This window comes from Prevotella sp. BV3P1 (assembly GCF_000479005.1).
Lineage (GTDB): Bacteria > Bacteroidota > Bacteroidia > Bacteroidales > Bacteroidaceae > Prevotella.
In genome coordinates, this window is record NZ_AWXC01000028.1 from 80,653 (window position 1) to 104,189 (window position 23,537).

The following is a 23,537-nucleotide window of genomic DNA, read 5'->3' on the forward strand; positions in this document are numbered from 1 at the left end:
TCTTTGTGCGTATGGCGAACCATCTTACACTTGCAAAAGTACAAAATAGTTTCCAATAAACCGACAAATCGGTAAATTTCTCATTCTATCTCTTTCTGAACACATGATCACAGACGAACTCATCTTCCAAATCAAACGACAATTCGCACTCGAACCTACAGCCGAACAGGCCGATGCTCTACGCACCTTTGCCTGTTTCATGATGGATGACGACCCACACGCGGTGATGATTTTACGGGGGAGCGCAGGCACTGGGAAGACCTCTTTGGCTGCGGCTATCGTGCGAACCATGGTGACACTGGGTCAAAAGGTGATGCTCTTGGCCCCTACCGGACGCGCCGCAAAGGTGTTTGCCATGAACAGCACGCATCCTGCTTACACCATTCATCACCAGATATACCGACAGAAAACATTCGAGGGTGATGGTGGTGTGTTCAATCTCAACTACAACCGCCATGCCGACACGATGTTCATGATTGACGAATGTTCGATGATTTCCAACCGCGGCATGCCCGACTCGTCGTTCGGAAGCGGGTGCCTGTTAGACGATTTGGTGCAGTTTGTCTACGGTGGGCGCAACTGTAAGATGATGCTCATCGGTGATCAGGCGCAGCTGCCGCCTGTCGGTGAAACCGAATCTCCGGCTCTGAACGCCGACTTCTTACAAGGGTATGGACTGAAAACTTACGAGTGTACGCTCAGTGAGGTGTTGCGACAGAGCCGACAGAGCGGCATACTGTACAATGCAACGCTCATCAGGCAGATGATCACCCGTGACGAGTTGACCGAATTACCCCAGATACATTTCCATGGATTCGCTGACATCAAGATGGTGCCGGGCGATGAATTGATTGAGACGCTCAATGACAGTTACACGGAAGTGGGCATGGACGAAACCATCGTTGTAACGAGAAGTAACAAGCGAGCCAACATCTATAACCGTGGCATCCGTAACACCATCCTGGACAGAGAGGAGGAACTAAGCTCCGGTGATTGGCTCATGGTGGTGCGGAACAATTATTTTTGGTCGCAACAAGCCACCGAATCGCCGGTGAACGATGTGCCGCTTGCGAATAATGCTGCGGCCTCTTCGGCCATGCGAGAGGCGGAAAAAGAAGGGAATGGCACCAACGGTATCTCCTTTTTGGCCAACGGAGACCGTGCCTTGGTGCAGCGGGTGAGGAACGTGCGCGAAGTGTATGGCTTTCGTTTTGCTGATGTCTGGCTGCAATTCCCCGACTACGACCAATACGAATTGCAAGCAACGGTCGTGCTGGACAGTCTTAATACGGAGGCGCCGGCGCTGACGCAAGCGCAAAACGAGCGATTGTTTCAGGAGGTGATGGCCGACTATGCCGACATTCCCTTGAAGCGGGAACGGCTCAAAAAGATGAGACAGGACAAGTTGTTGAACGCCATTCAGGTGAAATATGCGTACGCCATCACCTGTCATAAGGCGCAAGGTGGGCAGTGGGCGCATGTCTATCTGGATCAGGGATATATGACCGACGACATGCTCACGCCCGACTATGTGCATTGGTTGTACACCGCTTTCACCCGAGCCACCGAGCGTTTGTATTTGGTTAATTGGCCTAAAACGCAAACGCACGATGAGGATGATTGAGCGGGAGCGGCCATCAAAAACCACCCACAGCCCCGCTTATTGCCTTTTGTAGACCACGGGATCGTCCGTGACATCGTCACTTCCTACGCTCACTTGTGTCATGAGCCCCTTCTCCTCGTCCACTTTTAAAACAACGACATACGCTGGCTGGTGTCCTTTGGCGGGCATCGTGATTCTCAATACCGGCTTTTGATATGTGTAGGTGGCGGTTTGTGTCACCTCTTGTCGGTGCTGTCGTCTGTTTGTCTCTACGCTGTTTCCTTTTTCGTATCTCTCTTCACTGCCCGAAGTGACAAACACCTCGCGGGCGGATGCGAACGCCAAACTTCCCCAGTGCTTTACATATTTGGAATGACTGGATGGCACTAAGCGTTCGTAACTCCATTTTGTATTTATCAACTTGTTTGCTGTTAGGCTCTCAAAATCTTTGTCCTGCTTGTCGCATGATGCGAGCGTGAAAACCATCGCACAAAGCGTCAACGTTATCGATAACAATCTTTTATTCATCTTCTTACTTGTTTTATGGTTTAAAATGAAGGTGCAAAGATAGGACAAAAAAGATATTTTTCAAGCTGATTGGCTGCAAAAAAGTAGTCATTTTGCAAGAAATGGTACTGCTTGAAGCCCATAACGTGTGCCTGAGTGCTGTTGGATGAATAGTCAAACAGTGTGTTTATGCGCATCATAGCACATGCAATCTCACTGACAGATTTATGTGAATTTTCTTGACAACGAACATCTTCATATTTTTAGAATTTACGAACAACCGGGCATCTTGTTGCAAATATGCTTAAAATGAGAAAGTTTTATAAGTGGTTATGGCATAATGTATTACGTTAATCTCTATCCGCTGCACGCCTGTTTTCGCCGTCTTTATCTGTGAAATGCATTGAGTTAAGGGTGCAATATGTATGCTTTTGCGCAGTAAACCCATGTTCATTGCGTGCCAATGGGGTGCTTTTAGCAGTGCAAAGTCAATGCTTTATGGTAAAAATTTGATTTTTCTTGCCAACTCAACTCCTGTCTTGCATCCTGTTTGCCTATCGTTTTTTTCTATATTGAAAGTTTTTATGTGCCGTTTTTGGGGCGATAATTGGTAAAAATACATAACAACCTTGGCGGCATCCTATTTGCATTGTTTGAATGGATAGGTTGGCCATGCGTGCACAAAAGCATGAAAAATAGTTCACGCTTCATGGTTTTTTGCATACCTTTGTGGTGCAAATCACATTCACTTACGGATGAAAGCGGAGGACAGCATGGCTGATCACCCTCTTTTCACACACAATTATTTTTCATTCATGAAGCTCTGGGGCATTCTTTTTCTGGTGGTTCCCTTGCTGGGAAGTGCTTATTGTGAGAAAGCCTACGGTGCCTCGCTGAACGGCTGGGCGCAGTGGCGTTTCGCAATAAATGGTCTTGGTATTTGGGGAGGAAAGTTCAGAATTGGCACCCAATCCGAATATCTGGCAGCAGCTTTGACGTCAACCACTTCAGTAAATTGTTGTCAACATGAATGATACGGTTGTGATTGATGAGGCCTGGTTGCATGCGTCTTTTGACACTTTCAACCGCTTGTATTTTGACAATGCGTTGCCCCGTCCCCGACTCTCGTTATCGCAGTCGCGCACAAGGCTCGGCAGCATGTCGTGCAAGCATAAGCTTACCTGGAAAGGATACAGGCCTTGCCGTTATGCCATTCACGTCAGTACCTATTATAATCAGACCGAACGGCAATATCAGAACGTGCTGTTGCACGAGATGATTCATTATTATATCGCCTACAAAGGCATTGTGGACACCTCGCCACATGGTAAAGTTTTTCGTCAGATGATGAAAAACTTGAATGAAAAGTATGGTTGGGAAATCAGCGTCAGCTCTCGGATGAGTGAGGCAAAGTCCGCCTCCGTGCAATCATCAGCCACGCCTCGGCTCATCCTCTTGCTTGAGGTACAGGGACGGGGGCATTTCGTTTCGGTGGTCAACCCCAAGTATGCGTCTGCGATGGAACACGAGCTGCAACGGCTGTCAGAAGTGAAACAGCACGCATGGTACCTGTCTTCAGATGCTTATTTTGACGGCTTTCCGGTGGTAAGGAGCCTTCGGGGCAGGAGGATAACGGTGGAAATGCGAAACGAACTCATTGCTAAACTCACACCTCTGAAGGATGTTTGATTTGTTTTGTCATTTCTCTTTTCGTGTTACTCACGAAGTTCGTAACACACACCGTGGTTGTGTTTGGTTCGTTGTTCTTTCATTGAAAATAAGAAAACAGACCCATCCCGCACCGATTGTTCGGTGATAAGGATGGGTCTGTTCTATGTGTTATGAGGGATTATCTCTTGACAATCTTCAACACAGCAGGAGTCTTGTCGCACATCCCCCTTACGATGTACATGCCCGCTGGCAGTGCTTGGAGGGATAGGCGAGCGTTGGGATGCTTTTGTATCATCACTTTTGTACCAAAGGTATCAGTCTTGCATGTTGATAAAGCACCTCAAGTCTTGACTTATTTCTTTAACATTTCCTCAACAGCCCGTTTCAACTGTTGGTCGTTGCCATTGATATAATCCTCTGGAGTGTTGTAAACTTCGATGTCAGGATTGAGTTGTGTGTTCTCTCCAAAGTTGCCTCGCATGTCCCGGCAGCCTACCTGTGGGATGCCAAAGACCATGGTGTTGTCGATGAGTGTTTCCCACCAAACGGCGGTCATAGTACCAGCAACTGGCGTACCAATCAGTTTTCCAATGCCCAACTCCTTGTACACGAACGGGAATCCATGACCATTGCTGTAGTCATCTTCGCACACCATGACGCACGAAGGCTTGGTCCATTTGTTCCAAGGGTCTTTTCCAATGAACTGTCCACGTGGGACAAAGCTCTGATATTGCTTGCCTGAGAGCAGCGTACACAAGTCATCGTGCAGCCAGCCGCCACCGTTGTGACGCTCATCTACAATCACAGCTTCACGATTTCTGTTCTTATCGCTCAGCAATTCATGAAATACAGTACGGAAACTCTCGCTATCCATGGCTTTGACGTGTACGTATGCCAACCGTCCATGCGACAGACTGTCTACCAATTGGCGGTTCCTGTCCACCCATCGTCTGTACAGCAGTTCGTCTTGATAGCCCTTGCTAATGGCCTTCACCGTTACGTCGAAACGCTTTTTAGTGGTGGGATTGTACACCGATACCCTGACATTGCGACCCGACTTTCCGTCCAACATATAGTAGTAGTCTTTGTCTTTCAATATCGGTTCACCGTCTATCTTCTCAATGATGCAGCCTTTGGTAACCCCTGTTTTCTTCACTGAGAAAGGTCCACGATTGATAATTTCCTCGACTTTCAGTCCATCTCCATCGTAAGTTTGGTCGTAGAACAAACCCAAGGTGGCTGTACTAAGGTTGGCACCACCGCCAAAATAGCGGGCACCCGTGTGAGATGCGTTCAGTTCGCCCAACATTTCGCTGAGCATGTCGCTGAAGTCATAATTGTTGTTGATATAAGGTAAGAACCGTGCATAACTCTTTTTGTAGCCTTCCCAATCGACACCGTGCAGGTCGACCTTATAAAATTTATCCTTCACCTGCTGCCAAATGTGGTTGAACATGTACTCCCTTTCTTGATAAGGCTTGTAGTTGAAACGTGCTTCAAAGTCAACATTTTTCGACGAGTTGCTGCCTATATCTATTTTCTTGATGCCTCCTCCAGAGCACAGGTACAGATTCTTGAAGTCTTTGTCCGCCAGCATTCCGCCGCCTCCAACACCTTTCAACACAATTTTTGTACTCTTATCTTGTAGATCATGCTTCCATAAGTCGAACCCACCTTCAAATGCAGCCTGATAATAGAGGGCGTTTCCGTCGTTGCTCAGCACGGCATCACCCAATCGGCATGAGTTGACAGTGAGCCTAAGCACACGGTCGCGACAGTTGTTCAAGTCCAGTTTGATAGGCTCTTCCTTCTTTTCTTTCTTCTTCACCGTTACGTCTACCGTCTTTGGCTCTTCGGCTTTTTTCTTCTCCTTCTCTGCTTCGTCGAGGAGGCTCTTTTCCTCTTTCGTCATCTTGAACTTCTCATATTCGTCCAAGTCGAAGAACATGATGTACACATCGTCTTCCGTTCCCCAACTACCGTGGCTGCGATAGCCTGCTCGGTCACTTTGGAAAATGATGGCTTTTCCGCCTAATACCCATTTTCCATTACCGGCATTGTAACCACTTTGCGTGAGGTTATAAATGGGCTTTTTACCTTCTGCGTCAATCAAGGCAATGTCTTGGTTGTTCCATCCTCCTGTTCCGATATAATTGGAGATGAGCCACTTGCTGTCTGGACTCCATTCAAACCAAATATCTCCGTCGCTATAAGAGTAAACATATTTACCGTCCATCACGGTTCTTACTTTCTTGCTCTTTACATCAAGCACCTTGAGCGTACCTCTGTTCTCAAAGAAGGCAATACTTTTCCCATCGGGACTGTATTGCGGTTGGAAAGAGGTATAAGCCGAATGGATAAGGCGTTCTTCCTGTAAGTCGGTGGCATACGCAAACTGTTTCTCCGCTTTGTTCTTCATGGTGGTTTGGTAAATCTGCCACAACCCTTCTCGTTCTGATGCGTAGACAATCGCCAGTCCGTCGGGAGAGAATTCAATCGAACGCTCTTGTTCGGGTGTATCAGTGATTTGTTTGGTGGTTTTATATTCGATGTTGGTTACATACACGTCACCATGCAGTACGAATCCTATTTCCTTCCCGTTAGGGGAAAGAGCAATCTCTGTCGCTCCCCATGTCTTTATCTGTCGACTCAAGTCGATGTCATTACGGTCGGCAGTAATGCTCACATTTACTTTTTGTGGTGCAGCCGACCCCATTTGGGTGTATATCTCACCGTCGTAACTGTAACAAATCCGCCCATTTTGTGCCACTGATAGATAGCGCACGGGGTGTTTGGTGTGGTGAGTAATTTGTGTTTTGTCAGCTCCCGAAATGCCTCGTTTGTACACATTGAAGGTTCCGTCTTCCTCACTTAGGTAGTAAAAAGAGGTGCCATCGGGTGCCCAGCGTGGTGTACGATCCTCCCCATTGAAGGTAGTAAGTTTGCTAAACTTACCATTTTGATTGAGCCATATATCCCTTGTGATAGGCGAGCGGTGATGTTTGCGGAAGGCATCTTCGTATCCTTTCTTGTCATGATACAATATCTCACCCTTTTGGTTGATGCTCAAGTCCTCCATGTTCACAACAGAGAAGAGCTTTGGGCGGTCGCCTTTCAAGTTTACTTCGTACACCTGTGGGAACTGACTGCTGGCAAAAAAGATAGATTTTGCTGTTGGCATGATAGCTGCACAGAACAGGATGTGTTCGTTGTCACGCCATGCAATGGGAGTTTCGTTGGTGCTTCGGGTGGTCAACCGCTTGGGTTCGCCACCGAATTTGTCCATTACGAAGATATCTAAGCTACCTTCACGGCTCGATGCGAAAGCAATTTTCTTGCCGTCAGGGCTCCAAATGGGGTAGGAATCGTATGCTGCATTCGAGGTGAGTTGTCGTGCCTGACCGCCCGAAGCGGGTACGGTGAATACGTCGCCTTTGTACGAAAACGCAACGGTTTGCCCATCGGGAGAGATCGAAGTATGTTTCATCCACAATGGATTGGTTTGGGCTGCCACAGATAGAGATAGTGTGAGGGCAGCCAGTATGAGTGTTTTTTTCATAAATGTAGGTTTTTTATTGTTTTAGATGTCTTCTCTTTTAAGCTATTGTTAGTCCCATTTGGATTTGCCACATAGTTTCCGCATCCGATTGACCATCGCCTCTTTGATGCGTTTGAAATTTCCTTTATGCAAGTTGATGAACAGCTCTTCTATCGATCGTCCTATCTTGAGCCAAGGATGTCCCCAGCCCATGATGCGGAACATGCGGTGCTTGTAGCCCACGTTCTCAATGACATATCGTGGGTGTTTCAGCGGAAACGACAGTTCGTGGCGTTGCATGGTGAAGATTCCTCGAATGGCTTTGGGCAAGTCGTCGTTGCTCCCACTGAGATGAACACCGTCTTCGGTAGCTCCAGCATTGCTAATCATGTTCACTCGGGGAACGATGCAGAGCTGCGAATGGAAGAAGATGGCTGCATGAAAAATCGTTTCGTAATAAGCTTTCCCCACCGAACGGTGATACTCGCAAAACTCAATAAAGTCGTTTTGGTATTTCCTTTCTTTAATAAGGGCTTCCAACTGCTGCCGATTGTACTTGTCGTCAAGGAACGAATAAGTAGCGTCCCATTTGTCAACTACCCGTTTCCACGATGCCCAACCACTGATGCTAAAGGTAGTGGTGAAAAAATAATCATCGGGAATCCCCTGTGTTTCTTCATCGTAATTCATGCCCGCAATCATGCCGATGCGCTCATCATGTGCATATCTGTCAAGCAATTCTTTGCAAAAAGGGAAGAACGAGAGGGCAGGCACGTTGTCATCTTCCAAGACAATGCACTTGTCTTCATGGGTGAATGCCCACTTTTGGGAGAGATATTCGGAAGGGTCGCAGCCCCTGTTCACCTCTTGGTAGTTGCGATGTACCTCACATTCCCAGTCAATCTGCTCATCATCGAGCAGCTTTCGGCACGCTTCCATGCGTGGCAAGTCGCTGTCGTTGCGTGGTCCATCCTGATACAGATACAACTTGCTGGGGCGAGCCAGTTTGATTTGTTCAAACAAGTTGCCCAGTTCCTTGGGACGGTTAAAGAAGAGTATCAGTACCGCCACGTCTGTTTTTGCAGGCTGTTTCATGTCCTATCAATGTTTGTTGGTTTCGTTATTGTATATTTCAATGCTGCCTGTATGAGGCTTCAGTTGGCTTAAATCGGGCAGCTTCATATAGTCGCCATAAATGTGTCGCAACATGCGATCGCTGTCATGAGGAGCCATGAACGGACGATTTTCAAACACAAGGGTTGTCAATGGGAATATATCCTCTTCATATCGGGGATTGTGAAACGGAATACCAAGTCCGCTGGTGATGGTCTTTGCGCCAGTGATGCGATTCACCAAGCGCAATAATGGGTAGATAAATCTTACATTCCACGCATACAGTCGTTTCACTTTTTTCATGCACTCCTCGTCGTTTCCCTTGTAGGTACGCATGAGTTTATACGCATGACCGAAGGAAAGTTCCGAGAGTTTGTGTGTCCACATGTGTTGCTTCTCCAAAGGAAAGATGTCTATATAGATGCCACGATGCTTAAAAAAGCGGTCGTAGTTGGGCTTCTCTTCGATATAGGAACAACGGTCGCGCACCTTTGCGTAATGGTAACAATAATTTGGGTCGGTACTATGGGCTTGCAATGCCAAATCTTCGGGCAGTTCGTGAGGCAGAATTTCCAAAAGTCGCTCGTAGTCCGAGCGCATCATCTCAATGTCCAAGTCATCATCCCAGGGGATGAAGCCGCCATGTCGAACAGCACCTATCAATGTTCCACTGCTGAGCCAATACCGAATGTTGTGGCGTTGGCATATCTTATCAACCTCAACAAGGATGTGCAGCATGCGCATCTGTTGGCGGCGTAGCAACGAGCCGTCAGGATTGAAGCGTTGGCGCAGTTCCTCGTGTGGTATGAGTGGTGTGTTCATGACTGCTGTTTTATTTTGACAATTGTCGCATCCCCCATTCATAAACCTTTTCGATATGTGGAACCTCTACACCGTGTTGATGCGCCAATCGGTGAATGATAGCCAGTCCATAGGGGAAGTCTTCTGTGAAATACCTACTGGAAAAATCAGGTTGATAACCTCCTTCAACGGCTTTCATGGGTGCAGGTATGCCTTGAAAGGCAGTAATGGACGACAGTTTTTTGCTTAAACTATGTGCATCCGTACTCTCGTAATAGTCGAGAACAGTGGGTATTGCGCCCTGCTTTACCTTTAATTTACTCAATAGAGTTTGAAGTTCTTCATCCATTTGGATGTATAATTGTGCGGCTTCATCGGTCCAATCGGTGTAGAAAAGTGGCACCTCTTTATATACAATCTCCTTGTGCCAAGTGTGCCATAGCTCGTACAGACGAGCGGTGTGCAACAGCGGATTGCTATTTGTCAAACTCGCTTCGTAATAGTTATCTAACAGACTGATGGGGGTATGCAACATTTCTTGCAATGTTTCCCTTAATGCTTCGGTAGCCTCGCCACCTCGTTCAATTGCTAAATTGAGTTGAGGCTTATAGCCCAACAGCGATGCTCGATGTCCATATTGAGTGGTTCGGGCAATGAAAGGTACGCGCTGAAAGCCAAAAAGAGGAGTGGTTTCGGGCAAGATGTCCAACGCTTCAAAGAAGAATCCCGTACTCGATACGATGCTTCCCACAGGTACGTGGGGCGACAGGTACTTACTTATTTGCTCCAGTGTGTCGTGCAGTGCATATCCTGGGAGGCACAGCAAAACCAACTCTGCCGAAGGTATTACTTCTTTGGCATGCGTACTGATGTGGCATAACTCTCCCTTTAACACCTCTCCATTGGGGGTGTCAATGAGCAAATGATGCGTCCACCGTTCGGGATGTCGTGTCAACAAACTCACCTCATGAGTAGGCTGTGCAGCCAAGAAGCCAGCCACCACATGCCCTAAGTTACCTCCTCCGCAAATACATATTTTCATTTATATGGTTTCGTTTTGTAGGTTGAGCAATGCTGTGATTAGTTGGTCGTTGTCCGCTTGGTTGCGGATAGAGATGCGAATATAGTTCAATCCTTTGAGTGATGTCTTGCTGTTGCAATCTTTTATCATGATGTCAAAGCGTGCCAATAGTTGTTTGGTCAGCTCGGCTGCGGTATAAGGCGGTTTTACCTCACAACAAAAGTAGTTGGCTTGGCTTGGTAGAACACGCAAAAAGTGTATCTCCTTCAAGCGTAGGGCAAAGCGATTGCGCTCGTCAATGAATTGCTGACACGCCTTTTCGTATTGTGCTTGATATTTATTGTATATCTGCATGAAGAACTCGGCAAACGAGTTGATGTTCCATATTGACACGTCTTTCTTGATGCGAGCAATGGTTTCTCGTTGTGAGGTAGCCAAGATTCCCAACCGAAGTCCAGGGACGCCGTACGATTTTGAAATACTTTTCATGACCAACAGGTTGGGATAGGCTTCCAATGTCTCATCATAGAGAAGTGAGTTGTGTAGAAAGTCATCACTAAAGTCAACAAACGACTCGTCAACCACTAACTGTATATTTCGCTCCTTGCACCATGCTGCCAGCCTTACAACGTCGGCTTTGGGTATGAAGTTGCCCGAGGGATTGTCCGGATTGATGAGCAACAGCATGTCTATGGACTTGTCTTTGTAGAAATTCATCAAGTCGTTGGCAGTATATTGCAGCGTGTCCAAGGGCGGAACAAACGATACTATCTGCTCTTTTTGCAGTCGATGCGGATATTCCTCAAAGGTGGGGAACACCATGCCCACCTTGCCTTTAACGTTCTCCATAAGGCTCTTGATGAGTTCTGCTGCTCCGTTGCCCACCACCATGTATGCTTGTTTAATGCCAAAACACTTGCCTGCCAACAGCGAGTTAACGTACATACCCGATGGATATTCGGTCAACAGGGTGTCAAAGTTGGCTTTCATCTCGGCTTTCATCTGCTCACAAGGAAAGTATGGGTTTACCAAATAGCAGTAGTCCAGCATCTTTGGAAAACGCCAGTGCCCGCCATAGCGATAGTTATACCGCTTGAGCATCTCGTCGTCTTTAGCAAAAATGGTTTCTGCAATGTCCAAGTCTTGCACGTCGTCTATCTCGTACCACTTCTCATTGCCAATGTCAAGTGCCTTGAGGTTGGTTTTGTCCAAGAGTGTAATCACGCGCAACACCTGTTCGTAATATTCGTTATTTCCCAAAGCCTTGCAGTAGGCATCGAGAAAAGGAACGTACTGATTTTTAGAAAATTCCTTGCTAAACTTGTAAATGTTGACGGTTTTATAATACGATGCCACTTCGTTGTAGTTGAAAGCCTTTTTAGGAATAAAGTTCACGATGTTGCCATCTTGGTCAATGCGCACCATGGTACCGTCCATCCATGTCTCGTATTTTGCCACCAGTGCAATGTTGGGACGCTCGTTATCTACCAGCATCTTGAACAACCGGTCAGAGAAGATAAGGTCTGACTCTATTAAAATGGTGTCATCTTCCTGCATCTGCTCCTTTACCAGCGACAACGAGTAAATGTTATTGGTGCGGTCGTAAATGGGATTGTTAACAAACTCTATTTTCAGTTTGTCGTCGTATCTGTGGTCAAGATATTTTATAAGTTTTTGTCCCTTGTATCCCACTACAATGATAACCCGTTGTAGGTTGAGCTGCGATAGTTGGGTAAGTACCCTGTCAATGAGTTTTACTCCGTTCACGGGTACCATACATTTGGTGTTCTCCTTGGTGTAGCTTCCTAAACGACGCCCCATTCCGGCGGCTAATATAATGGCTTGCATGTGTTAAAATTCTGCTTTGATTTTCAATAATGAGCAAATATACATAAAAATATGGATTTAGGGGATGTCCTTAGTGCTTTTTCTTCCATTTAGAAAGAATGGCTGTTTGGCATTCGCGGAGTATCTCTGCTTTGGCAACGCGCATGATGACGTAATACAAAACAGCTGCCATTATCACTCTGACGACTAATAATGGGAGCAGATGAGTGATGCTCAACGTGGCATAGTAGGTCACAACCATCACCACAGATGCGCTGACTGCAAAGGGCAACACATCCTTAAAAAACTGCGGAAGCGTGTATCCCGTGGACTTTCTCACGAAGTAGAACCACACAAAAAGCCAACTCACGTTGAGGCATACATAGGCAATAACCATGTTGCGGATGCCGTAGGGCCACAGCAATAGCATGAGGAGGATTTGCAATGCGCCCAAGGCAACGGTGCAACCAAGGTAGATATTGGCTTTTCCCTTGCTGATAATGAGGTTCGACATCAGTGTGATGAGGGGGAAGATAGCCCCACTCACGCACAACAGCCGAAGGAGTTGGGCACTGGGAAGCCATTTTTCGGTAATGGTAAGCACGATGAATTCGCGCGATACCAGTCCCAATCCCAACAAGAGAGGGAAACTGATAAATGCCGAAAAGCGCATCATCTTGCGAAAAGCGTGCAGCTGTCGGTCGGCCTCGCTCTTCAGTTCAACGAGTACAGGTTGTGCTACTTGGTTCACTATGCTCTGCACCAACTGAAATCCCTTGCTGTCCCATTGGTAGGCTTGGTTGTATTGTCCCACGTCGTGTTTGGTGTATAACCTGCCCAACAGAATGTTCAGCACGTTGTTGTTGACTTGGGTAATGAGCGTGGTGAGTAGGATTTTGAATGAGAACTTGAACATTCGTCTCACGGGAGCAAACGAAATGTGGTGTACGGAGGGTCGCCAAGGCGAATAATGCCAATAGAGGAGGGTACACAGCAGGATGTACACCAAACTTTGAGTGGCTAATGACCAATAACGAAAACCGCCCCACGCCATCAGTACTCCCGTGATGCTCGACAGCAATACGGCAACGATGTTGGCTTTGGCTTGCTGCTTGGCGTGTAAGTTCTTGAACAACCATGCCGATTGGGCGGTGCCAAACGAGGCGAAGAGGATGCCTAAAAAACTGTATCGGCACAAGGATGTCAGGGCTGGCGTGTCGTAGAAAGAGGCTATCAGAGGAGCGGATAGGAACAAAAGGATGTACAAGGTGCCGCCAACCAAGATGTTGAACCAAAATACAGCGTTGTAGTCATCGTGGGTAGGGGATTTCATATTGGTGATGGCTACCGTGAACCCACTGTTTTGAAGGGCAATGGCAACCAACTGAAAAATGGCTATCATCGCCATCATGCCATAGTCTTCGTCGGACAGGATACGACCCAGCATGATGCCAAACACCACGCCTACCAATTGCAGGGTGATGTTGCTCATCGCCCCCCAAAATATACCTTTTGCCGTTTTCTCTTTGAGTGTCTCTGTCATCCGCAGGGAATTTGTTTACAAAAGTACTTGTTTTTAGGCAGAAGTACAAGTTTTTTTCTTTTATAAGGTCTTGTCGTCACACTTCTTTCATTTGTTTTGAACAGGTTGTTTAGTTGTAAGAATATGATTTATGTTGCAACGGAGTTTCACGGAATTTCACTGCATATCCGTGTCATTCCGTGTCATTCCGATGCAATGAAAAAATCGTCTTAAAAAAACCGAAATATATTGACAATCGCTCTCTAAATACGAGCATATTTGTAACGAGATGGATACTTGCTCGCAAATACGCGAAAAATGGGAATGGTTGATAATCAGCGTGTTATAAAAATAGGGACGTCATTTAGTCGAAAAAACAATGCGAAATGGCCGCAAAAACCATGATTTTGCGTAGGAAAAACAAAGGGTTAGGCATGTTATTGCATTGATATTGGCCAGTTAACTCAATGGGTTAACCAATCAAAGTCATGCTTATAGCCCAATTAAGGCTACGGAACATCCAAAATATCCCCTATATTTTTTCTATTTGTGAGGTTCCAGAAGTGTTAAAATTAGGGAAGAAAAACGAACAAAAAAGGAATTTGATTTATATGACAAAAAATCTTTTTCATTCTTTATGTTTCTTATTGAAAGTTGTTTTTCTTCATAAAACCTACGAAGTTTCCGTCTAAGTATTCCAGACGAAACATGTAGTTACCTTATCGTTCAGAAGTAAATGTAATCTGGTTGATAAACTCTGTGAACACACAAGCTGAAAGAACTGAGAATAAGTGTTGATGAATAAAAAGGGGTAGGACAACGGAATTACTTCCTGTTATCCTACCCCCGTTTGTCAAATAATGAGGATATGTCTACAGTATGTTAATTGCAGGTTTAGTACCAACCTGGATTTTGTTTCAGATTGGCGTTCATTTCAAGTTCCTTTTGAGGAATAGGCCATAAGATGGAATAATCGCCTTGGAAAGTGTTTGTGTAACGCTTTGTACCCCATATCTCGGTCATACCATTGCCCTTGTTGAACTTTTTGTCCTTCCAAATACCCCAACGGAGCTCGTGCCAGAACATGCGATTTTCGCCTGCAAGTTCCCATCCGTACTCATCTTGTATGCGTGTGCGCAGATTGTCAGTACCTGTTACGGATGTAGGTTTGCCTGCAGTCATGGTGAGCGGAGCCACTCCAGCTCGATTGCGTACTTGGTTCAGTACATTCACGGCCTCATCGGTCTTTCCTTGCTCGTTGAGAGCTTCGGCAAGTCCAAGCAATGCCTCAGCATAGCGGAATACTGGGATGTCAATAGGTGAACGCCCTTGGTCCTTGAGGCTTGCACCTACCCACACGAACTTACGCCATAGGTAGTAGAAGCGGTCGTTGGTATCGGTGCGAAGGTCGTAGGGCTCAGCACCATCTGAACCTCGATATGGCCAGCGCAGGGTGTATTTGATGTCCTGACCGGTACATCCTCCTATATAGTGAGAGTAAGGCAGAATGAAGTTTTGTGCCATACGTGGGTCACGGTCGTTATAAACTTTCGCCAACCGTTCCTCGTTACCATCAGGCAGATATTTGCTCATGTCGATGCCATCAGCTTCATATTTCTTCTGGAAAGCCTTGATTTCTTCATCGGTCAAGCCGTTGCGCAGGTAAAATACCACGCGTGCTCCCGGCTTCATTTTCGTGTATCCCGGAAGAATATCGTCAATGTTAAACTTACTTCCGTCAGCCTTTTGGTAGGAGTCTACAAAGTAGGGGTTTGGAATGTAGTTGTTCCATGAGTATCCCTTAGAGTTACGATTACCGTAAGTCCAGCTGAAGAAGTTGCCACAGCTTTCGTCTTCGGTGTATTGGTATTGTAAGATGTACTCGTCGTTTTTCTCGTTTTCAACCGTGAACATCGGTCCATAGCTGTTGAAAAGCTTATAGCCTATGCTTCCAAGCTTTTTGAAGTCGGCTTCAGCTTTTGCCCATTCTTTCTGCCAGAGATATACCTGTCCTCGTAAGAAATAGGCAGCTCCCTTGGTCATGCGTCCCCAGTTGGCATCATTTGTCGCGTTCTTGTCTGGGAGACTTGGGTTGTTGATGGCATTGGTGCAGTCGTCAATTATCTGTTTCCAAACTTCATCAGCCGTTGAACGTGCTTTGGTGCAGTTGGTGTTGTCATAAACATGTTCATAGATGGGTACGCCACGATAGAGTACGTTCAGACGGTAATAGTGCCATCCGCGTGCGATGAGCGCTTCACCCTTGGCTTTCTCTTTTTCCTGATCCGTCATATCGGGAACCTGGTCTATATGGTCAATGACATCGTTGCAGCGGTAGATGGTTTCATACATCTTCCTCCACATGTCCGCATAGATGCCGCTTGATGCTGTAGAAGATCCCATGAGCAACGGAGCATTACCGTTTACCCAGTTCATGTCCTCGTCTTCTATTTCAGTAAAAGCATCTGTCATGTTGCATGTGAGCCATGGGTTGTCACGGTACTCGTAAGTCATGTGTTCATAGATGCCGTTGACTACACGTTCTGCAAGATTTTTGGAAGTCCAAATTACAGATGAAGCAACCTGGTCGGTAGGTGTGGTGTCGAGGAAATCTTGGCTACAGCTAGCAAGAATCAGTCCACTAGCTATAAAAGCCATTCTGGACCATTTGTTGAATATGTTATTGTTCATAAAATTTCTCCTTGTTTTGATGATTAAAAGCTTACGTTAATACCAAATGCGAACTGTCTCATGGTTGCATATCCAGCACCTGCACGCATCTCAGGATCCATTCCCTTGAATGGGGTGATGGTGAAGAGGTTTTCGCCAGATAGGTATAGGCGTACATTTTGAGCGTAGAACTTATTGGTGATTGACTTCGGGATGGTGTAACCGAATGTCAAGTTGCGGAGTTTGATAAACTTACAGTCGTATAGGTAGAGATTGCTAGGCAAGTTGTCACTCTGGCTTGGGTTCTGAAGCGTCAGACGTGGGGTAGCGGAAGTAAGGTTGGTATTGGCCGCATTCGGATTTTCTGGATCGTAGAAATAGTGGTTATAGGCTTGTTCCTTAGGCAACTGTAGGCCATAAACGGCGCAACTTGAATTTTGTCCTATCTCACGCCAGTAAGTTTTGAAACCTGTAGCACCTGCCCAATTCATAGACAAGTCGAATCCCTTCCATTGGACAGAGGCCTGCAGACCGAAGTTGACTTTCGGATCGTAAGATACCCCATAGAAGTCTCTGTCGTTGGAGTCACCATACACGCCATCATCGTTGTTATCTGCGAAGATGTAGTCGCCGTACCAGATGCCGTTCTTTGCAATATTTCTATTAGGCAGGAAAGTATATCCCGCATCTACCATCGCACGCAGCCATTTCATATCCTGTTCTGTACGTATCATTCCGTCTTTTGGTCCGCCGTCTTTATTGACGGAGCCATCTGAATTGAAATAAGAGCCGTTTCCAGAATAAGTATGATACATGTAGAACTCACCAATCTGGTGTCCCTCTACGATGCGGTTATCACCACCAGTTGAAACTTCACCGAGGTTGCTTTTATACACCTTTTTGCCTGTTTCATCGGTTATCCAACCACGCTCAAGAGCTCCTTTGTATTTAGTTACGCGGTTGCGGTTGAAGGTTACGTTACCTGATATGCTGTAGGATACTTCACCAATGTGGTCACGCCAACCCAGTGTAACTTCAAGTCCTCGGTTGCTTACCTCGGCAAGGTTCTCATAAGGTGATTCTTTGTCCCCTAATGTAAGATAGATGTCAGGCCGGAAGAGAATGCCCGAAGTTAGCTTGTCGTAGTAGTCAATCGTACCCGTCAGTCGGTTGTTGAGTGTAGAGAAATCAAGTCCGATGTTGAAAGTAGACGTTTTTTCCCATGTGATGTTGTTGTTAGGCAGAGTGCCCATGTAGAGAGCTCCGACCTTTGTCCCGTTCATGATGGTGTAGCGTTGTGAGTAATTGGTAGTATATGCGTAGTCGCCAACAGAGTTGTTTCCCAACTGTCCCCACGAGGCTCTAAGCTTCAAGTTCTGGAATGAGCCAAGGATTGAATTCTTTGCGAATGCTTCCTCTGAGATGCGCCATCCAGCAGATACTGATGGGAAGAATCCCCATCGATTGCCTGCTGCAAATTTGGATGAGCCATCATAGCGGAAGTTGGCTTCAAAAAGATATCTTGAGTCGTATGCGTAATTTACTCGGCCGAACCAAGAGCGGAAGCGATTTTGCGTGTCGGCGCCGTAGATATAACCCATTGTGGTAACCGTGCTGAGGTCGGTAATCTTTGCATCAATGATACCTTGTTTACGTACATCAGAGTTGCTTGCGTAATACTTGCCTTCCTCAAAACCAACGAGTGCCGATACATCATGCTTTTCGTCAAAAGTCTTTCCCCATGCCAAGGTATTGGTCCATTTCCAATTATAGTACTGGTTGTTATAGATATATACATTCATGGAGTTGAGCGGACCGGCAAAGTTGACATACTTTCCGCGGCTGAAGCTGTAAGCATCATGCCCAATGCTACTATATTTGTGGCGTGTTTGGTAGTAGTCATAACCGAACAGTGTTTTGAGAGTAAAGTTTTTGAGAAACTTTACCTGAGCGTGTGTCGTTGCATAGAAATGGTTGAACTTGTAGTAGGAATCGCCCTGTCCATTCAGGTTGAGTAATGGATTGCCTGCTGCCGTATCTTCTTCTGGTGCTTCTACGCCACCGTATTTGCCATCGTAATAAGGATACATGCCTGGAACAGCTTTAAGGAATGACCATTTGGTGAGGTTGTTGACATCGTTGCGGTCTTGGTCGGTATGGTTACCCCATGCATGAGCTCCTATTTGCAGCCAATCTGTCACGTCGCTTTTGAGGTTAAGGTTAAGGAAGTATTTCTTGACACCAGAGTTTACGATGATACCTGGGTTGTCAAGATAAGTCATAGAGATGTTGTAATTGGAGCGTTTTTCGCTGCCGAGAATCGATACAGAATGCTCTTGCATGAGTTTCGTCTGGTAAATCTCGTCCATCCAGTCCGTGTTAGGATAAGCAACATAGTTAGGATATCCTGTTTCTGCCACTCCATTTGGATTTTTCTCTGCTTCGCGCCATTTCTGGATTGTTGTTTCAGAATAGATAGCGTTGTTGTTTGTGTTTGCAGCGGCCTCATTGATAAATTCCATGTAGTCAGCATAATTGCTCACGAATCGTACCAAACGAGACGGTGTATTAAATGAAAATTTGCCAGAGTAGTTCACTTGTGTCTTACCTCCTTCACCAGACTTTGTAGTGACGAGAATGACACCGTTGGCACCGCGGTTACCATAGATGGCACAACTTGCAGCATCTTTCAGCACGGAGATGGTCGCAATGTCGTTGGGGTTTACATCGGAAAGGTTTTGTTCCATACCATCGACTAACACAAGCGGTGATGTGTTGTTGAGAGTTCCATTGCCACGAATCTGGATGCCAAAACCTTCTGAGTTAGGACGACCCGACGACTGAATAACCTGCAAACCTGCAGACATACCAGCCAATGCTCCTGTAGCTGTTGTCACAGGACGCGAATGTTCTTTAGTAAAATCAACGGAAGCTACCGCACCTGTTAGGTTTACCTTTTTCTGTGTTCCGTATCCTACTACTACAACCTCTTCCAGTTCTTTATTTGAAGCCTTGAGGACAATGTTCATGTTGGGCTGCGGAGTAACCACCTGTTTTTGGAATCCCACATAAGATATTTCAAGGCTTTTGCCTGTTGAACGTAATGTGAAGTTGCCATCGACATCGGTTACTGTTCCGTTGCCGGTTCCTTGTTCCTTCACGCTGACTCCAATAAGAGGTTCGCCACTATCGTCAACGATATGCCCCTTTACCACTTTGTTGTTTTGCTGCAGAACGGCAGTCTGTACCTTGTTTGCGTTTATTTCGGGATTTGGATTTGCAAAAGTGGGAATCACACAGAAGGCCATCACGCACATTAGTTCTGCAATTTTTCTTAAATTAGGTTTTTCTGAAAAGTTTTTCATACTTTAAAAGTTAAGTGAGATAATCGTGTTTTATCTGCAAAGTTCTTCTCTCAGGTTAAGGTAAGAAGAGAAAAGCCGTTTGTTAGGCCTTTTCAATCAAAGGATTTTCATGTCTTTCTGTTCATAGCGTAAAATTAATAGAATGTAACTGATTGTTTTGTTATGCCCATGTTGTACAAAATATGTACTGATTCATGGACTATCGTGTCGACCACAAAGGTATAACAAATCATAAATTATAGTAGTAAAAGTTGTTGTTGTTTAACTCTAATTATGTAAATGTTTGTAAATGTTAACGTTTTAAAAGATAGCTAATATCCTTGCTGAAAATGCTTGAATACCAGTAAATCAATAAAGTTAACACTAAGAATTAAAGCATGGAGAGGTGTTATTAATTGCAAATAGCTATAGGTGTAGGTAGAATAATTATAGTGTTTATTTGGACTTTGTCAAAACGTTATTTTGAAAAGTTGTTGCGAATGTAATTAAGCGAAGGATTAACTATCACAGATGGATTAGGAATGCTACTCACCAATTTACAGTATGGAGGTGAGTGGGCTACTGGTGTCTTTTATTTTTTTTTCGCAGCCGGCTTTTGGTAGACCTTACGGCTTGTTCTGAGCAGCAGAATGCCTTTGCTTTCTCGCTGTCGGCCATGCCATTGCGTTCCATGATGCAGAAAAATGTTTCTTTGGGTGTCAGTGCCAGTGACTGGTTGTTGAGCAGTTCAGCCAGTTCGGCATCGATATTGGACATGATGCTGGCCACGGCAACCTGCTCTTTCTTACCAAACTGGCTGATGTTACCATTATGTAGGATGGCATCAAGCACGTCGATGCCCAGCTTGATCTGTGCCACCGACTCATAATTGCGGTCTTCCTGCATGGCTGGGGGTAGCTTGCGTTTCAGTTGCTCCAACTCTTTTAGCCGGCTGTCCATCGCCTGTTTCATCTCTTCTATCGTGAGGTTTTTGGCCGAAAGCCGTGTGTGCAGTTCGTCCTTGATGTCGGCTATTTGCTCTTGGAATCGTTTGTATAGCAGGTGATTGCGTCGGTAGTACCAGTAGGAGAGGGCAAACAGTAGCAGCATGAGGGCGATGATGACGACTGAGTAGCGGTATCGTTGGCGGGCACGGTCTAATTGTAGCACGGCGTTGTCGTAATCGTTTTGCACCTTGATGATGTCAGTGTGCGTCTTCTCCGAGTAAAGCGAGTCGTCGAGTGCTTTGAGGCGCAGCATTGATTCGTATGCCTTGCGGTAGTCGCCGTGTGTCTCGTGCAAGTGCGTTTCGGCGAGCAGTCGGTTGTACGCCATGGTAGAGTTGTTTCTTTTCGACATCATCGACATGACGAGCCTTACCTTCTCAGGCTGGTTTTGTCGAGTGTAGATTTGGCTGAGTAGCGTGAGTGCGTTGCCAAGGGCCGACGAGTCTTGTGCCAGCATGAACGCTTGGTAGGCGTGATGCTCGGCTGATGCAAGCGAATCGCGCAGCAGATCGTAATGAGCCAGGTGCTTTTGGATGACCGACTGCTGCCCTCTGCCAACCTTGTGGTAATACAGCATGGCTGTTTTGGTGGCGTTGCGGGCGCTGTCGGGCAGCTCCATATTGAAAAATGTATTGGCCTTGTTCACCAGAACGTCGACGATGTGTTCGGGCTTTCCATACGTCATGGCATATTTTAGGGCGCGGTTCTGGTATTGCAGGGCCAGTTCGTTGGCACCGCTGTTCTCATTGATCCACCCAATATATTGGTAGATATGGAAGATGGTTTTGGCACTGTCGAGCGCAGGAATCAGTCGCTCGGCTTGCTTCAGTTGCACCATGGCAGCCTTTAAGTTGTGTTGGTCGATATACTGCAGGGCGCTGTCAATGTAGGTGCGGGCTTGCTGCTCGGGTGCGGGAAGGGCGCTTTTTTGGCTGCTCGGGTTGCATGCGCCGAGTAGAAGTGTGGCAGAAAGCAGCATCACGAATATCTTTTGCATACGGCTGTGTTTTGGTCTTTTTTGTTCAGGGCAAAGATATAAAAAACAATTCATATTCGTTCTTTGATGTGTCAAAAGAGATGTTGGCGGTATTTTAAATACCTGACGGTCAGAAGTTTGTATTTTCTATGTGTGTCAATGACTGTCTGACTATTGACAAGAGCAGTCTGAAGTTGTATCTTTGTCTGCGAAAGCTATATGCAAATCTGAAGTACAGTTCGCACCTGTCTTTGGTTTCCTCGGTCATAGACGGTGCGGATGTACTTTTTGAAAGGATGGAACAATGTTTAAAAAAGATAAGATATGAAGAAATATGGTATTTTGTTGGTTATGTTTTGCTTCGTTGTTTTTCAGATGACGTGGTCGCAAAGTCACAAGAAAAGCTTGCCACGACCAGATGGAAACATATGTTGGTCTGTCATTGACGACATACCTGTTTATCCTGGTGGAACAGTTGCCTTGCGCCAATGGGTGATTGATTCTGTGGCTCCCGGGCTGAACAGTCTTAAAAGCTCGGCAGAAGGAAAGTTGTTGATCTCGTTTGTCGTTCTGGAAAATGGCGCTTGTGACAGTTTTAAAGTGGTAAAATCGGTGGCTCCCGAGATTGATACCTTATTTTTAAACGGACTGAAAAAGAAGCGGAGGTGGACCCATGGTAAGTTCAAAGGCAAGGCTATGCCTGTAAAATTTAACCTTCCTATCACGATTAAGAGGGAGCGTGAGAATGAAAAAAATACTGTTCCCAAAACTAAAGAATAAATATGATGAAGAGAAGAAGTGTGTTGTTATTTTGGCTCATGATGGCTGTTTGGGCGGCAATGTCGGCACAGTGTGTGGGCTCATCGAAGTATGTTGAACCGTCGGATAAGATATTTTCCGATCCCGAGGTGATGCCTGTTTATCCTGGAGGGCAAAAAGCGTTGATGGCATTTGTGAGCGATAGGGTGATTCCTAAGCTGATGAAGGTCGACTCTACGTTAACGGGAACCATGGTGGTGAGTTTTGTTATCGATAAAAAAGGTCGTTGCAAAGATTTCAAAGTGTATCGTTCGAAAGACCCAAGGTTTGATAAAATCATTATTAGAGAAATGAAACACATGAAGCGTTGGAAACCTTGCATGCTACTGGGTAGACCAGTCAGTATGCGTTATAACGTGCCAATCAGAATGAAAGTGAAGCAAACATGTAGGGTGAAGCGCATGGAAAACCCTTGTCCTGCATGTCCGTAACGCTGATACTGAGTTGGATGAAAAGTCTTAAACAGCTGACATAATGGCTTGGTTTTTGGACTAAACAATGGAATGTATGTCATAATGACACAATTTCTTCGCTGGTACGCTCCTTGCAACAATGGTTAGTGAACTCGAAAGAGCAAATAAAAATAAACAATATAAAAATAGGAGGAAATGTTTATGTTACCAGTAAGAAACAGAAATTCATGGTTACCAAGTGTGTTTGATGACTTTTTTGATACAGGTCTTGCACCAAGATTGAACAGCACAGCACCCGCCATCAACGTCATTGCTCATGACGGTGAGTATGTGGTAGAGTTGGCTGCACCCGGCTTGAAGAAAGATGATTTTGTCGTGAATATCGATAACGACGGAAATTTGACTATCAAGATGGAAAAGAAGGTGGAGAACAAAGAAGAGGACAAGAAGGCTCACTACTTGCGTAGAGAGTTTAGTTACTCAAGCTTTGAGCAGACCCTGATTTTGCCAGATGACGTAGACAAAGAGAAAATTTGCGCAAAAATGTCGGATGGCGTCTTGACGGTTACCTTGCCGAAACGTGAGGAAATTGTACAGACATTAGGCAAGCAAATCACCGTTGAGTAATCATTACTTTGATATTTAGATAGAGAAAGCCCCGCAATCTAAACGGATTGTGGGGCTTTTGCGTGGATGAAAATTGGG

General features: G+C 45.7%; 17 protein-coding genes. 6 read left to right on the plus strand and 11 right to left on the minus strand.

Features of this window, described 5'->3' with window-relative positions; translation table 11 throughout:
* Positions 1-103 precede the first annotated feature (103 nt).
* Positions 104-1,624: an ATP-dependent DNA helicase gene (locus HMPREF1254_RS05670; protein WP_023057716.1), complete on the plus strand. Its 1,521-nt coding sequence runs from the start codon at positions 104-106 to the stop codon at positions 1,622-1,624.
* 36 nt (positions 1,625-1,660) lie between these two features.
* Here the strand turns inward: HMPREF1254_RS05670 and HMPREF1254_RS05675 are convergent, their stop codons facing one another.
* The gene (locus HMPREF1254_RS05675; RefSeq protein ID WP_023057707.1) at positions 1,661-2,131 is read right to left on the minus strand and encodes a hypothetical protein; all 471 of its coding nucleotides are present in this window, start codon (positions 2,129-2,131) and stop codon (positions 1,661-1,663) included.
* A gap of 752 nt (positions 2,132-2,883) precedes the next feature.
* On the opposite strand from HMPREF1254_RS05675, the gene HMPREF1254_RS05680 reads away from it, so the two are divergent.
* Together HMPREF1254_RS05680 and HMPREF1254_RS05685 are read left to right on the plus strand one after the other, a co-directional pair.
* A complete protein-coding gene (locus HMPREF1254_RS05680; protein ID WP_196806292.1) occupies positions 2,884-3,144 on the plus strand; it encodes a hypothetical protein in 261 nt (86 codons plus the stop codon).
* The gene (locus tag HMPREF1254_RS05685; RefSeq protein ID WP_023057648.1) at positions 3,137-3,799 is read left to right on the plus strand and encodes a SprT-like domain-containing protein; all 663 of its coding nucleotides are present in this window, start codon (positions 3,137-3,139) and stop codon (positions 3,797-3,799) included. The genes HMPREF1254_RS05680 and HMPREF1254_RS05685 overlap by 8 nt, the downstream gene beginning before the upstream one ends.
* A 160-nt stretch (positions 3,800-3,959) precedes the next feature.
* Here HMPREF1254_RS05685 and HMPREF1254_RS12155 read toward each other — a convergent pair whose 3' ends face one another.
* The 10 genes from HMPREF1254_RS12155 to HMPREF1254_RS05730 form a co-directional block, all read right to left on the minus strand.
* Entirely contained in the window at positions 3,960-4,076 is a 117-nt protein-coding gene (locus HMPREF1254_RS12155; protein ID WP_197053250.1) for a T9SS type A sorting domain-containing protein, read from the minus strand.
* A 57-nt stretch (positions 4,077-4,133) separates the two neighbouring features.
* Positions 4,134-7,340: a S41 family peptidase gene (locus HMPREF1254_RS05690; RefSeq protein WP_023057687.1), complete on the minus strand. Its 3,207-nt coding sequence runs from the start codon at positions 7,338-7,340 to the stop codon at positions 4,134-4,136.
* Between the two features lie 48 nt (positions 7,341-7,388).
* On the minus strand, positions 7,389-8,414 hold the full coding sequence (locus HMPREF1254_RS05695; RefSeq protein ID WP_023057681.1) for a hypothetical protein: 1,026 nt from the start codon (positions 8,412-8,414) through the stop codon (positions 7,389-7,391).
* A 6-nt stretch (positions 8,415-8,420) separates the two neighbouring features.
* Positions 8,421-9,254 (minus strand): LicD family protein, encoded by an 834-nt coding sequence (locus HMPREF1254_RS05700; protein ID WP_023057643.1) that lies wholly within the window; start codon positions 9,252-9,254, stop codon positions 8,421-8,423.
* Positions 9,255-9,264: 10 nt separating this feature from the next.
* A complete protein-coding gene (locus HMPREF1254_RS05705; protein WP_023057635.1) occupies positions 9,265-10,275 on the minus strand; it encodes an NAD/NADP octopine/nopaline dehydrogenase family protein in 1,011 nt (336 codons plus the stop codon).
* Positions 10,276-12,102: an aminotransferase class I/II-fold pyridoxal phosphate-dependent enzyme gene (locus tag HMPREF1254_RS05710; RefSeq protein ID WP_023057645.1), complete on the minus strand. Its 1,827-nt coding sequence runs from the start codon at positions 12,100-12,102 to the stop codon at positions 10,276-10,278. It abuts the gene before it with no gap.
* 70 nt (positions 12,103-12,172) lie between these two features.
* Entirely contained in the window at positions 12,173-13,624 is a 1,452-nt protein-coding gene (locus tag HMPREF1254_RS05715; RefSeq protein WP_023057655.1) for a lipopolysaccharide biosynthesis protein, read from the minus strand.
* A gap of 873 nt (positions 13,625-14,497) precedes the next feature.
* Complete coding sequence (locus tag HMPREF1254_RS05720) at positions 14,498-16,261, minus strand: RagB/SusD family nutrient uptake outer membrane protein (protein ID WP_231385813.1); 1,764 nt, start codon at positions 16,259-16,261, stop codon at positions 14,498-14,500.
* Between the two features lie 56 nt (positions 16,262-16,317).
* Positions 16,318-19,638 carry a SusC/RagA family TonB-linked outer membrane protein gene (locus HMPREF1254_RS05725; protein WP_023057647.1) on the minus strand — a complete coding sequence of 1,107 codons (3,321 nt, stop codon included), beginning with the start codon at positions 19,636-19,638 and terminating at the stop codon, positions 16,318-16,320.
* Positions 19,639-20,196: 558 nt separating this feature from the next.
* On the minus strand, positions 20,197-21,621 hold the full coding sequence (locus HMPREF1254_RS05730; protein ID WP_023057689.1) for a hypothetical protein: 1,425 nt from the start codon (positions 21,619-21,621) through the stop codon (positions 20,197-20,199).
* Between the two features lie 303 nt (positions 21,622-21,924).
* Between HMPREF1254_RS05730 and HMPREF1254_RS05735 the strand changes: the two genes are divergently transcribed.
* From HMPREF1254_RS05735 to HMPREF1254_RS05745, 3 genes are all read left to right on the plus strand, one after another.
* On the plus strand, positions 21,925-22,380 hold the full coding sequence (locus HMPREF1254_RS05735; protein WP_023057683.1) for a hypothetical protein: 456 nt from the start codon (positions 21,925-21,927) through the stop codon (positions 22,378-22,380).
* A gap of 2 nt (positions 22,381-22,382) precedes the next feature.
* On the plus strand, positions 22,383-22,850 hold the full coding sequence (locus tag HMPREF1254_RS05740) for an energy transducer TonB (RefSeq protein WP_051331287.1): 468 nt from the start codon (positions 22,383-22,385) through the stop codon (positions 22,848-22,850).
* A gap of 177 nt (positions 22,851-23,027) precedes the next feature.
* Positions 23,028-23,459, plus strand: a complete 432-nt coding sequence (locus tag HMPREF1254_RS05745; RefSeq protein WP_023057684.1) for an Hsp20/alpha crystallin family protein — start codon at positions 23,028-23,030, stop codon at positions 23,457-23,459.
* The last annotated feature ends 78 nt before the right edge of the window (positions 23,460-23,537 follow it).

Excerpts from the sequence above, each read along its gene's own strand:
- HMPREF1254_RS05670 (WP_023057716.1), top strand. The coding sequence starts at position 104 with ATGATCACAGACGAACTCATCTTCCAAATCAAACGACAATTCGCACTC.
- HMPREF1254_RS05675 (WP_023057707.1), bottom strand. The coding sequence starts at position 2,131 with ATGAATAAAAGATTGTTATCGATAACGTTGACGCTTTGTGCGATGGTT.
- HMPREF1254_RS05680 (WP_196806292.1), top strand. The coding sequence starts at position 2,884 with ATGGCTGATCACCCTCTTTTCACACACAATTATTTTTCATTCATGAAG.
- HMPREF1254_RS05685 (WP_023057648.1), top strand. The coding sequence starts at position 3,137 with ATGAATGATACGGTTGTGATTGATGAGGCCTGGTTGCATGCGTCTTTT.
- HMPREF1254_RS12155 (WP_197053250.1), bottom strand. The coding sequence starts at position 4,076 with ATGATACAAAAGCATCCCAACGCTCGCCTATCCCTCCAAGCACTGCCA.
- HMPREF1254_RS05690 (WP_023057687.1), bottom strand. The coding sequence starts at position 7,340 with ATGAAAAAAACACTCATACTGGCTGCCCTCACACTATCTCTATCTGTG.
- HMPREF1254_RS05695 (WP_023057681.1), bottom strand. The coding sequence starts at position 8,414 with ATGAAACAGCCTGCAAAAACAGACGTGGCGGTACTGATACTCTTCTTT.
- HMPREF1254_RS05700 (WP_023057643.1), bottom strand. The coding sequence starts at position 9,254 with ATGAACACACCACTCATACCACACGAGGAACTGCGCCAACGCTTCAAT.
- HMPREF1254_RS05705 (WP_023057635.1), bottom strand. The coding sequence starts at position 10,275 with ATGAAAATATGTATTTGCGGAGGAGGTAACTTAGGGCATGTGGTGGCT.
- HMPREF1254_RS05710 (WP_023057645.1), bottom strand. The coding sequence starts at position 12,102 with ATGCAAGCCATTATATTAGCCGCCGGAATGGGGCGTCGTTTAGGAAGC.
- HMPREF1254_RS05715 (WP_023057655.1), bottom strand. The coding sequence starts at position 13,624 with ATGACAGAGACACTCAAAGAGAAAACGGCAAAAGGTATATTTTGGGGG.
- HMPREF1254_RS05720 (WP_231385813.1), bottom strand. The coding sequence starts at position 16,261 with ATGGCTTTTATAGCTAGTGGACTGATTCTTGCTAGCTGTAGCCAAGAT.
- HMPREF1254_RS05725 (WP_023057647.1), bottom strand. The coding sequence starts at position 19,638 with ATGAAAAACTTTTCAGAAAAACCTAATTTAAGAAAAATTGCAGAACTA.
- HMPREF1254_RS05730 (WP_023057689.1), bottom strand. The coding sequence starts at position 21,621 with ATGCAAAAGATATTCGTGATGCTGCTTTCTGCCACACTTCTACTCGGC.
- HMPREF1254_RS05735 (WP_023057683.1), top strand. The coding sequence starts at position 21,925 with ATGAAGAAATATGGTATTTTGTTGGTTATGTTTTGCTTCGTTGTTTTT.
- HMPREF1254_RS05740 (WP_051331287.1), top strand. The coding sequence starts at position 22,383 with ATGATGAAGAGAAGAAGTGTGTTGTTATTTTGGCTCATGATGGCTGTT.
- HMPREF1254_RS05745 (WP_023057684.1), top strand. The coding sequence starts at position 23,028 with ATGTTTATGTTACCAGTAAGAAACAGAAATTCATGGTTACCAAGTGTG.